General features: G+C 73.3%; 12 protein-coding genes. 5 read left to right on the top strand and 7 right to left on the bottom strand.

Features of this window, described 5'->3' with window-relative positions; all coding sequences use genetic code 11:
• Positions 1–66: 66 nt before the first annotated feature.
• Together groL and groES are read right to left on the bottom strand one after the other, a co-directional pair.
• The gene (gene groL / locus ACFU7Z_RS01235) at positions 67–1692 is read right to left on the bottom strand and encodes a chaperonin GroEL (RefSeq protein WP_049654364.1); all 1626 of its coding nucleotides are present in this window, start codon (positions 1690–1692) and stop codon (positions 67–69) included.
• Positions 1693–1807: 115 nt separating this feature from the next.
• Positions 1808–2113, bottom strand: coding sequence for a co-chaperone GroES (gene groES / locus ACFU7Z_RS01230; RefSeq protein WP_049654366.1), 306 nt, complete (start codon positions 2111–2113; stop codon positions 1808–1810).
• 250 nt (positions 2114–2363) lie between these two features.
• Here groES and ACFU7Z_RS01225 point away from each other — a divergent pair, with 250 nt between their 5' ends.
• Genes ACFU7Z_RS01225 through ACFU7Z_RS01210 form a run of 4 tightly spaced genes read left to right on the top strand, consistent with a single transcriptional unit; the run spans position 2364 to position 4566 of the window.
• On the top strand, positions 2364–2699 hold the full coding sequence (locus ACFU7Z_RS01225) for a hypothetical protein (protein WP_380775149.1): 336 nt from the start codon (positions 2364–2366) through the stop codon (positions 2697–2699).
• Positions 2696–3016 carry a hypothetical protein gene (locus ACFU7Z_RS01220; protein WP_380775147.1) on the top strand — a complete coding sequence of 107 codons (321 nt, stop codon included), beginning with the start codon at positions 2696–2698 and terminating at the stop codon, positions 3014–3016. Before ACFU7Z_RS01225 ends, ACFU7Z_RS01220 begins: the two co-directional genes overlap by 4 nt.
• Positions 3013–3342, top strand: a complete 330-nt coding sequence (locus tag ACFU7Z_RS01215) for a hypothetical protein (protein ID WP_380775146.1) — start codon at positions 3013–3015, stop codon at positions 3340–3342. Before ACFU7Z_RS01220 ends, ACFU7Z_RS01215 begins: the two co-directional genes overlap by 4 nt.
• A 57-nt stretch (positions 3343–3399) precedes the next feature.
• Complete coding sequence (locus tag ACFU7Z_RS01210; protein WP_049655947.1) at positions 3400–4566, top strand: class I SAM-dependent methyltransferase; 1167 nt, start codon at positions 3400–3402, stop codon at positions 4564–4566.
• Positions 4567–4611: 45 nt separating this feature from the next.
• On the opposite strand, the gene ACFU7Z_RS01205 is transcribed toward ACFU7Z_RS01210, so the two are convergent.
• From ACFU7Z_RS01205 to tsaB, 5 genes are all read right to left on the bottom strand, one after another.
• Positions 4612–5514 (bottom strand): polysaccharide deacetylase family protein, encoded by a 903-nt coding sequence (locus ACFU7Z_RS01205; protein WP_107418825.1) that lies wholly within the window; start codon positions 5512–5514, stop codon positions 4612–4614.
• Between the two features lie 80 nt (positions 5515–5594).
• Positions 5595–5855: a hypothetical protein gene (locus tag ACFU7Z_RS01200; protein WP_074003950.1), complete on the bottom strand. Its 261-nt coding sequence runs from the start codon at positions 5853–5855 to the stop codon at positions 5595–5597.
• Positions 5852–6943 (bottom strand): tRNA (adenosine(37)-N6)-threonylcarbamoyltransferase complex transferase subunit TsaD, encoded by a 1092-nt coding sequence (gene tsaD, locus ACFU7Z_RS01195; protein ID WP_049655951.1) that lies wholly within the window; start codon positions 6941–6943, stop codon positions 5852–5854. The genes ACFU7Z_RS01200 and tsaD overlap by 4 nt, the downstream gene beginning before the upstream one ends.
• Positions 6936–7424: a ribosomal protein S18-alanine N-acetyltransferase gene (gene rimI, locus ACFU7Z_RS01190; protein WP_049655961.1), complete on the bottom strand. Its 489-nt coding sequence runs from the start codon at positions 7422–7424 to the stop codon at positions 6936–6938. The genes tsaD and rimI overlap by 8 nt, the downstream gene beginning before the upstream one ends.
• A gap of 23 nt (positions 7425–7447) precedes the next feature.
• Complete coding sequence (tsaB, locus tag ACFU7Z_RS01185) at positions 7448–8122, bottom strand: tRNA (adenosine(37)-N6)-threonylcarbamoyltransferase complex dimerization subunit type 1 TsaB (RefSeq protein WP_380775144.1); 675 nt, start codon at positions 8120–8122, stop codon at positions 7448–7450.
• A 154-nt stretch (positions 8123–8276) separates the two neighbouring features.
• Here tsaB and ACFU7Z_RS01180 point away from each other — a divergent pair, with 154 nt between their 5' ends.
• Positions 8277–8843 carry a hypothetical protein gene (locus tag ACFU7Z_RS01180; RefSeq protein WP_049655963.1) on the top strand — a complete coding sequence of 189 codons (567 nt, stop codon included), beginning with the start codon at positions 8277–8279 and terminating at the stop codon, positions 8841–8843.

The following is an 8843-nucleotide window of genomic DNA, read 5'->3' as shown; positions in this document are numbered from 1 at the left end:
TGACCGGAGGCCCGGTCCGCTCCCCCCGGGGGGAGCGGACCGGGCCTCCGGTCAGGCGTCGGAGCCTCAGTGCGAGTGGCCGTGGCCGTGACCGTGACCGTTGTCGGCCTCCTCCTCCTTCTTCTCCACCACGAGGGTCTCGGTGGTGAGAAGCAGGGAGGCGATCGAGGCGGCGTTCTCCAGGGCGGAGCGGGTGACCTTGACCGGGTCGATGACGCCGGCCTTCACCAGGTCGCCGTACTCGCCGGTGGCGGCGTTGTAGCCCTGGCCGATCTCCAGCTCGGCGACCTTGGAGGTGATGACGTAGCCCTCCAGGCCGGCGTTCTGGGCGATCCAGCGCAGCGGCTCGTGCAGCGCCTTGCGGACCACGGCGACACCGGTGGCCTCGTCACCCGACAGGCCCAGGCCCTCGTCCAGCACCTTGGCGGCGTGGACCAGGGAGGCGCCACCGCCGGCGACGATGCCCTCCTCGACCGCGGCGCGGGTCGCCGAGATGGCGTCCTCCAGGCGGTGCTTGCGCTCCTTCAGCTCCACCTCGGTGGCGGCGCCGACCTTGATGACGCAGACGCCGCCGGCCAGCTTGGCCAGGCGCTCCTGCAGCTTCTCGCGGTCCCAGTCGGAGTCGGTCGCGGCGATCTCGCCCTTGATCTGGGCGACGCGGCCGGCGACGGCCTCGGAGTCACCGGCACCGTCGACGACCGTGGTCTCGTCCTTGGTGATGGTCACGCGGCGGGCGGTGCCCAGCACGTCCAGGCCGACCTGGTCGAGCTTGAGGCCGACCTCCTCGGAGATGACCTGGCCACCGGTCAGGACGGCCAGGTCGCCGAGGATCGCCTTGCGGCGGTCGCCGAAGCCCGGGGCCTTGACGGCGACGGCGTTGAAGGTGCCACGGATCTTGTTCACGACCAGGGTCGACAGCGCCTCGCCGTCGACGTCCTCGGCGATGATCAGCAGCGGCTTGGAGGCACCGCCCTGGAGGATCTTCTCCAGCAGCGGCAGCAGCTCCTGGATGGAGGAGATCTTGCCCTGGTTGATCAGGATGTACGGGTCCTCGAGGACCGCTTCCTGGCGCTCGGCGTCGGTGACGAAGTACGGCGACAGGTAGCCCTTGTCGAACTGCATGCCCTCGGTGAAGTCCAGCTCCACGCCGAAGGTGTTCGACTCCTCGACGGTGATGACACCGTCCTTGCCGACCTTGTCGATCGCCTCGGCGATCAGCTCGCCGACCTGGGTGTCCTGCGCGGAGAGGGAGGCGACGGCGGCGACGTCGTCCTTGCCCTCGATCTCGCGGGCGACGGACAGCAGGTGCTCGGAGACCGCGGCGACGGCCTTGTCGATGCCCTTCTTCAGGGCGGCCGGACCGGCACCGGCGGCGACGTTGCGCAGACCCTCGTTGACCAGGGCCTGGGCCAGCACGGTGGCGGTCGTGGTGCCGTCACCCGCGACGTCGTTGGTCTTGGTGGCGACCTCCTTGACGAGCTGCGCGCCAAGGTTCTCGTACGGGTCGTCCAGCTCGACCTCGCGGGCGATGGTGACACCGTCGTTGGTGATGGTCGGGGCGCCGAACTTCTTGTCGATGACGACGTTGCGGCCCTTGGGGCCGATGGTCACCTTGACGGTGTCGGCCAGCTTGTTGACACCGCGCTCCAGCGAGCGGCGGGCGTCCTCGTCGAACTGCAGGATCTTCGCCATGTTCCCTATTCCCTCGGGGCTGCGGCCGGCCCACCGGCCGCCGAACTACGTGAACCAACAACCACGCCCCGGGCCCCTGTCACTGGGACACGGATCCGGGGCGGGTCGGTACGTCTTACTTCTCGATGACCGCGAGAACGTCGCGGGCCGAGAGGACGAGGTACTCCTCGCCCTTGTACTTCACCTCGGTGCCGCCGTACTTCGAGTACAGGACGATGTCGCCGACGGCGAGGTCGAGCGGCAGACGCTGACCGTCCTCGAAGCGGCCCGGGCCGACGGCCAGGACGACGCCCTCCTGGGGCTTCTCCTTGGCGGTGTCCGGGATAACCAGGCCGGAGGCCGTGGTGGTCTCGGCGTCGAGCGGCTGGACCACGATGCGGTCCTCGAGCGGCTTGATGGCAACCTTGCTGCTGGTGGTCACGTCCGAGCTCCCCTTCGGAGATTACGGGGTTTTCTAACGGGTAGGGGCGATCCTGCGGGCCTGCCGTCGCGGGGGTCAGACACACGTCGTCGCGTTAGCACTCCCCTAGTGGTGAGTGCCAAGGATGACCATAGGGCCGTGTTAGCACTCAGTCAACCAGAGTGCCAACGGCGAGTCCCGGAAGTCCCCGGTTCGCGAATGAGTAGCCGTACTCATGTACGACCGGGCCCGGCCCCACCAGACTCCTGCCATGACCTCGATCCCGGTGCGCATCGGCCCGTCCCGGCCCAAGGACGCCGCCCTCGCCCTGCTGTCGCTGCCCCTGCTGGGGGGCGTGCTGCCGTTCGTCGCCTTCCTCCTCGTCGCCTGCCTCGGCAGCATCCCCGGCTACGGGGACGACGGGGACGGGCGCGGGTGGGCCTTCCTGGGCATCGGGATGCTGGCCGCCCCGGTGGTCGCCCTGGCGGCGGGCCTCGTGGTGGCCTTCCGCAGCCGGCGGTCCGGCTACCGGCTCCTCCCGGTCGCCGCCGGGCTCGCCCCGTTCGCGCTGCCGGCGGTCCTCTCCTCGGGCGTGCTGTGGCGGTGAACCGGCTGCCGCCCGCCGACCCGCTGCGCCCGGTCGGCCGTCCGACGGACCTGCTGCTCGCGCTGCTGACGGTCCTGGGGGCCGCCTCGCTGCTGGGGTTCGGCTGGATCGCGGCCTTCCTGGCCGCGCTCGCGCTGGAGGCCCACCCCGCGATCGGCGGCTGGGCGGCCCGGGGCGCCGCGACCGCGCTGCTGCTCGTCCCGGTCGTGACGGTGGCCCGGTACACCCACCGGCGGGGCTACCGGATCACCCCGGTCGCCGCCGCGGTCAGCCCCGCCCTGCTGACCGCCCTCGCCGGCGCGGGGTGGCTCCGGTGAGCCGGCCCCACGGCGCGCCCCGGCGGCCGCCGGTCCACTGGGCGCCGGACCTGGTGCTCGCCGCCGTGGTGGTCGCCGGGGCCGTCGCGGCGGCGTCCGTCGGGTCGTTCGTGCTCAACTGGCTGAAGCTGCTCGCCCTGTACGGCCCCGGGGTGGAGGCCCTGGACGTCTTCGGCGTCGTGGTGATGCTCGTCCTGCTGGCACTGACCGGCCTCGGCACCCGGCGGCTCGGGTACCGGATCACGCCGTACGCCGCGCTGGCGGCCGCGCCGCTGATGCCGCTGGTGTTCTGGTTGACCTCCGACGTCCCCGTCATCGGCCGGTGAACGCCGCGCGGCCGCTCCGGCCGACCGGCCACCAGGACGACCCGCGAGAATGGCCCCGTGGACACCGAGAACCTCCAGCCGCTGCTGACCCCCGAGGGCCAGGCCCTGCTCGCCGAGCTGCGCGAGTTCACCCCCGAGGAGGAGCTCGCGCTGGCGACCCGCCTGCGGCGGGAGCACCCGGCGGAGCTGGTGTCGGCCGCGTTCGGGCAGGCGCGGCTGCGGCAGCGGGCGCGGGCGAAGTTCGGGGCGGACGCCGACCTGATGTACTTCACGCCCAACGGGGTCGAGCAGTCCACCCGGCGCAGCGTGGCCGAGTGGCGGGCCCGGCGGTTCGCCGACCTGGGCGTACGGCGGCTGGCGGACCTGTGCTGCGGCATCGGCGGGGACGTGCTGGCGCTGGCCCGGGCCGGCATCGAGGTGCTGGCCGTCGACAAGGACCCGGCGGCCTGCGCCGCCACCGCGGCCAACGCGGCCGCGCTGGGCCTGGCCGACCTGGTCGAGGTGCGCTGCGCGGACGTCGCCGAGGTGGACGTCACCGGCTACGACGCGGTGTTCACCGACCCGGCCCGGCGCACCGCGCGCGGCCGGGTGTTCGACCCGGAGGCGTACGCCCCGCCGCTCTCCTGGGCGATCGAGGCCGGCCGGCGGACCCCGATCGGCGCGCTGAAGGTCGCGCCGGGCATCCCGCACGAGGCCGTGCCGGAGGACGCCGAGGCCGAGTGGGTCTCGGACCACGGCGACGTCAAGGAGGCGGTGCTCTGGTTCGGCACCAGGGCCACCAGCCCGCACCGCGCCACCCTGCTGCCGCACGGCGCCAGCCTGACCGGCGGCGACCTGCCCGACCCGCCGGCCGGCCCGGTCGGGCGCTACCTGTACGAGCCGGACGGCGCGGTGATCCGGGCCCACCTGGTGGCCGAGGTGGCCGGGCAGGTGGGGGGCCGGCTGATCGACCCGAAGATCGCCTACCTGACCTCGGACGAGCTGGTCGCGACGCCGTACGCGCACGCCTTCGAGCTCACCGACGTGCTCCCGTTCAACATCAAGAAGCTGAAGGCGCTGCTGCGCGAGCGGGCGGTCGGCACGGTGGTGATCAAGAAGCGCGGGATGGCGATCACCCCGGAGGAGCTGCGCCGCCAGCTCAAGCCCTCCGGGCCGAACACCGTCACGGTGATCCTCAGCCGCACCGACAACGGGCCGCTGATGATGCTGGGGCAGCCGGTCTGACCCCGGCGCGGCGGCCCGGCCCACGGCGCCGGGACCGGGACCGGGCTACGAGGCGGGCGCCTGGATGTAGTCCTCCAGCCGGGCCACCGAGAAGCCCTGCTCCTGGATCCGGGCCAGCAGGTCGCCGAACATCTGGGTCATCGTGGCGCCCTTGAGCTCCTTGGGGCCGCGGAAGTGCGCCAGGACGATGTCGCCGGGCTTCAGCTTCTTGTCCGCGGCCTGGTACTGCATGTCGTGGATCTGCATCGACTCGCGCCAGAGCACGATCGCGCGCGGGCCGCACTGCTGCACCGAGGTGTTGAGCATCGGGGTGTTGGCCCCGTCGCCGAACGGCGGGCGGAACAGCAGCGGGGCGGTGCCGTACTGCTGGGTGAGCGCGGCCTGGTCGTCGCAGATCTCGGCCTTCTGCTTGTCGGCCGACAGCTTGCTCATCACCGGGTGGTCCACGGTGTGGTTCTGGATGTGGTTGCCCAGCGCCTGGAGCGGCTTGAAGTAGCCGTAGTCGTTCTTGACGATGTCCTTCGTCAGGAACATCGAGATCGGCACCTTGAGGTCGGTGAGCATCTCGACGAACTTCGGGTCCTTCTCGGCGCCGTCGTCGATGGTGATGAAGACGACCTTGTCGCTGGTCTTCACATCGCTGAACACCGGTACGGGGCCGGTCCGTTCGAGCTTGATCGGCTTGTCGGCGGGCGGCGCCGGGGCGGGGGCGAGCGGGGTGAGGTTCCACTTGGCCCAGGCCGCCGCGTCCGCGCCCGCCGGGGCGCCCGCCGAAGGGGGCGCCGACGCGCTGGTCGGCGCGGCGCCGGTGGGCCGGGGCGTGGCCGCCGCCGTCGTGGCGGCGGGGGCGGCACCGCCACCGCCCCCGTTGTCCCCGCACGCGGTGGCGAAGGCCAGCAGGGCCAGCGCCCCCACCCCGTACGTCCTGGTCCTGCTCCGCCTGATCACCGCTGCGCGCTCCCGGTTCCCGTCCAGCCTTCTCTCAGCTATGCACGGTACCGACCGCCGCGGCGGTTCCCGGCCAGGGGCTACTCGACGTGCTCGCTGGTGAAGGACCAGCGGTGCACCGGACGGCCGAGCAGCCCGGCCGGCGGGTCGGCGACGGGCACCGGCTCGCCGTTCCACCAGGTGATCAGCAGCACCCGCTCGCCCGGGGCGGAGAGCAGTTCGAGGCGCTCCAGCCCGGCCGAGCCGCGGACCGCGGGCAGTACCGACTCCCGTACCCAGGCGGCGAGTTCGTCGCCCCGGCCGGTCGCCGCCCGGGCCTCCCACATCGCGGCGACGGTCATGCCGCGCCGCCGCCGAGGGCGTCGTAGGCCTGGCCGTGGAAGTCCGTGTGGGGCACGTGGGTCTCGGTCACCGGCAGCGAGGAGTCCGCCGACAGGTCGAGGGCGGACGGCGTGCGGTCGCGCCACACCATCTCGGCGCCCAGTGCCGCGACCATCGCGCCGTTGTCGGTGCACAGGCCCGGCCGGGGCACCCGCAGCCGGATGCCGGCCCGGTCGCAGCGCTGCTGGGCCATCTCACGCAGCCGCGAGTTGGCCGCCACGCCGCCGCCGATCATCAGGTGGTCGACGCCGTTGTCCTTGCACGCCTTGACGGCCTTGCGGGTGAGCACGTCGGTGACCGCCTCCTGGAAGGACGCCGCCACGTCGGCGACCGGCACCTCCTCGCCGGCCCGGCGCTTGGCCTCCACCCAGCGGGCGACGGCGGTCTTCAGGCCGGAGAAGGAGAAGTCGTACGCCGGGTCGTTGCGGCCGCTCAGCCCGCGCGGGAAGGCGATCGCCTTCGGGTCGCCCTCGCGGGCCGTGCGGTCGACGATCGGGCCGCCGGGGAAGCCGAGGCCGAGCACCCGGGCGACCTTGTCGAAGGCCTCGCCGGCCGCGTCGTCGATGGTCGCGCCGAGCGGGCGGACGTCGCTGGTGATGTCCTCGCTGAGCAGCAGCGAGGAGTGCCCGCCGGAGACCAGCAGGGCCATCGTCGGCGAGGGCAGCCGGCCGTGCTCCAGCTGGTCGACGCAGATGTGCGAGGCGAGGTGGTTGACCCCGTACAGCGGCTTGTCCAGCGCCCAGGCGTACGCCTTCGCGGCGCTGACGCCGACCAGCAGCGCGCCGGCCAGGCCGGGGCCTGCGGTGACGGCGATGCCGTCCAGGTCGCTCGCCTTGATCCCGGCGGTGTCCAGGGCGCGCTGGATGGTCGGGACCATCGCCTCCAGGTGCGCGCGGCTGGCGATCTCCGGGACGACGCCGCCGAAGCGGGCGTGGTCGTTGACGCTGGAGGCGACCGCGTCGGCCAGCAGCGTGGTGCCGCGCACGATGCCGACGCCGGTCTCGTCGCAGGAGGTCTCGATGCCGAGGACGAGCGGTTCGTCAGCCATGGCGGGTGTCCTCAATGTCCTTCGGGTCAGTGCTGTCAGTGCTCGGGTGGTCGAGGCGCATCACCAGCGCGTCGACGTTGGCGGGCTGGTAGTAGCCGCGCCGGATGCCCACCGGTTCGAAGCCGTGGCGCTCGTACAGCCGCTGGGCGCGCGGGTTGTCCACCCGCACCTCCAGCAGCAGCTCGGCGCACTCGCGCCGGGCGGCCTCCCGGATCAGGTCGGTGAGCAGCGCCGTGCCGAGGCCGGCGCCCTGGTGGCGCTCGTCGACGGCGATGGTCTGGACGTCGCCCTCGCCGGCGATCGCCATCAGTCCGGCGTAGCCGACGATCCTGCCGTCCGGGGCGGCCGCGACGGTGTAGTGGCGGGTGCCGCCGGGGTGGGACTCGGCCAGTTCGGACCAGAACATCCCGGCGGACCAGGCGTCCTCGGGGAAGAGCCGCAGCTCCAGCTCCAGCACCGGCGCGATGTCCCACCAGCGCATCGGGCGCAGGGTGGTGCCGTGGTTCACGCCGGGAGCACCGCCTTGCCTCCCAGAACGTTCTTGTAGGCCGCGGGGACCTGGGCGTCCGGGCGGCGCAGGTACAGCGGGTGGTTGGGCAGCAGCTCGCGCCCGGCGGCCAGCTCGGCGGCGGCGAAGCCGGCCAGGGCGCCGGCCGAGACGTGCTCGGGGCCGTGCCCGCCCGGGAAGGCGTCGGGGTAGAGCAGCGCGCCGGCGCCGACGGAGCGCGGCTGCGGGGTCAGCTCGGCCGGGCGGTCCACGGCGGGGCCCTCGGTGCGGCGGCCCTCGGCGTCGTACGAGGCCCAGTAGACCTCCTTGCGGCGCGCGTCGGTGGCGGCCGTGAACGGCTGCCCGGCCAGGCCCTCGGCGCGGGCCTGGAAGGCGATCGCGTCCAGCGTGCAGACGCCGTGCACCGGCAGCCCGAGGGCGTGGCCGAGCGCGGCGGCGGTCACCAGGCCGACCCGCAGGCCGGTGTACGGGCCGGGGCCGACGCCGACCGCGATGCCGGTCAGCCGGTGCTTGTCCACCCCGGCGGCCCGCAGCACCTGGTCGATCGCGGGCAGCAGCAGTTCGCCGTGGCGCCTGGCGTCGACCTGGTGGGTCTCGGCGAGGACGGCCGTGCCGTCGTGGACGGCGGCGGTGACGGCGGGGGTAGCGGTGTCGAACGCGAGCAGCAGCACGGGTCAAGGTTAGACCGACGTTGGGCCGACCGGCCGATCGGCAGGGTGTACCAGGCGGGAACACAGATCCGAGGCACTGCGACCCGCGCGGATGAACCTGGCACGATGGGGCCGTACGTAAAGGGACGGCGGCGGGAGCGGCAACGTGGCGAAGATGGGTCCTGGAGTGGTGGTCACGGGGTTGACCCTGGGGGCCCTGGCGGTGGTGAGCCTGCTGGCCTTCCAGGCCAACGGCGCCCAGGACCGGGCCGGCGGCCCCAAGCCCACCGCCACCACCACGGCGACCGGCACGGCCACCGCCGCGGCGCCCACCGCCGCGGCCACCCCGACCGTCCCCCCGCTGCCGGCCACCTCGGGCACCGGCACCCGGGTGGTGTACTCGGTCGGCAGCCACTACGTCTGGCTGGTCGACCCGAAGAAGAGCCCGCAGGTCGCGGCCGCCTTCCCGGTCACCCCGGGCTCGGTCGAGCCGGCCCCGGGCAGCTACGCGGTGTACAGCCGCACCCCGACCACCACCGGGACGGACGGCAAGCAGATCGAGCACGTGGTGCGCTTCGCGCAGCAGAACGGCGTGGTGTTCGGCTTCAGCGCGGCGGTGGACGGCGCGACGCCGACCACCGACCCGAGCGCCAAGACCGGCGGCATCCGCAGCGGCCGCGCCGAGGGGCAGCTGCTCTGGGACTTCGCGCCGAAGGACACCAAGGTGGTCGTGATCGCCTGA

It is taken from the genome of Kitasatospora sp. NPDC057518 (assembly GCF_042802075.1).
In the GTDB taxonomy this organism is placed as follows: domain Bacteria; phylum Actinomycetota; class Actinomycetes; order Streptomycetales; family Streptomycetaceae; genus Kitasatospora.
This window is presented reverse-complemented; position numbering and strand designations above follow the sequence as displayed.

Excerpts from the sequence above, each read along its gene's own strand:
- ACFU7Z_RS01180 (WP_049655963.1), top strand. The coding sequence starts at position 8,277 with ATGGGTCCTGGAGTGGTGGTCACGGGGTTGACCCTGGGGGCCCTGGCG.
- groL (WP_049654364.1), bottom strand. The coding sequence starts at position 1,692 with ATGGCGAAGATCCTGCAGTTCGACGAGGACGCCCGCCGCTCGCTGGAG.
- ACFU7Z_RS01225 (WP_380775149.1), top strand. The coding sequence starts at position 2,364 with ATGACCTCGATCCCGGTGCGCATCGGCCCGTCCCGGCCCAAGGACGCC.
- tsaD (WP_049655951.1), bottom strand. The coding sequence starts at position 6,943 with ATGGCTGACGAACCGCTCGTCCTCGGCATCGAGACCTCCTGCGACGAG.
- ACFU7Z_RS01200 (WP_074003950.1), bottom strand. The coding sequence starts at position 5,855 with ATGACCGTCGCCGCGATGTGGGAGGCCCGGGCGGCGACCGGCCGGGGC.
- rimI (WP_049655961.1), bottom strand. The coding sequence starts at position 7,424 with ATGCGCTGGTGGGACATCGCGCCGGTGCTGGAGCTGGAGCTGCGGCTC.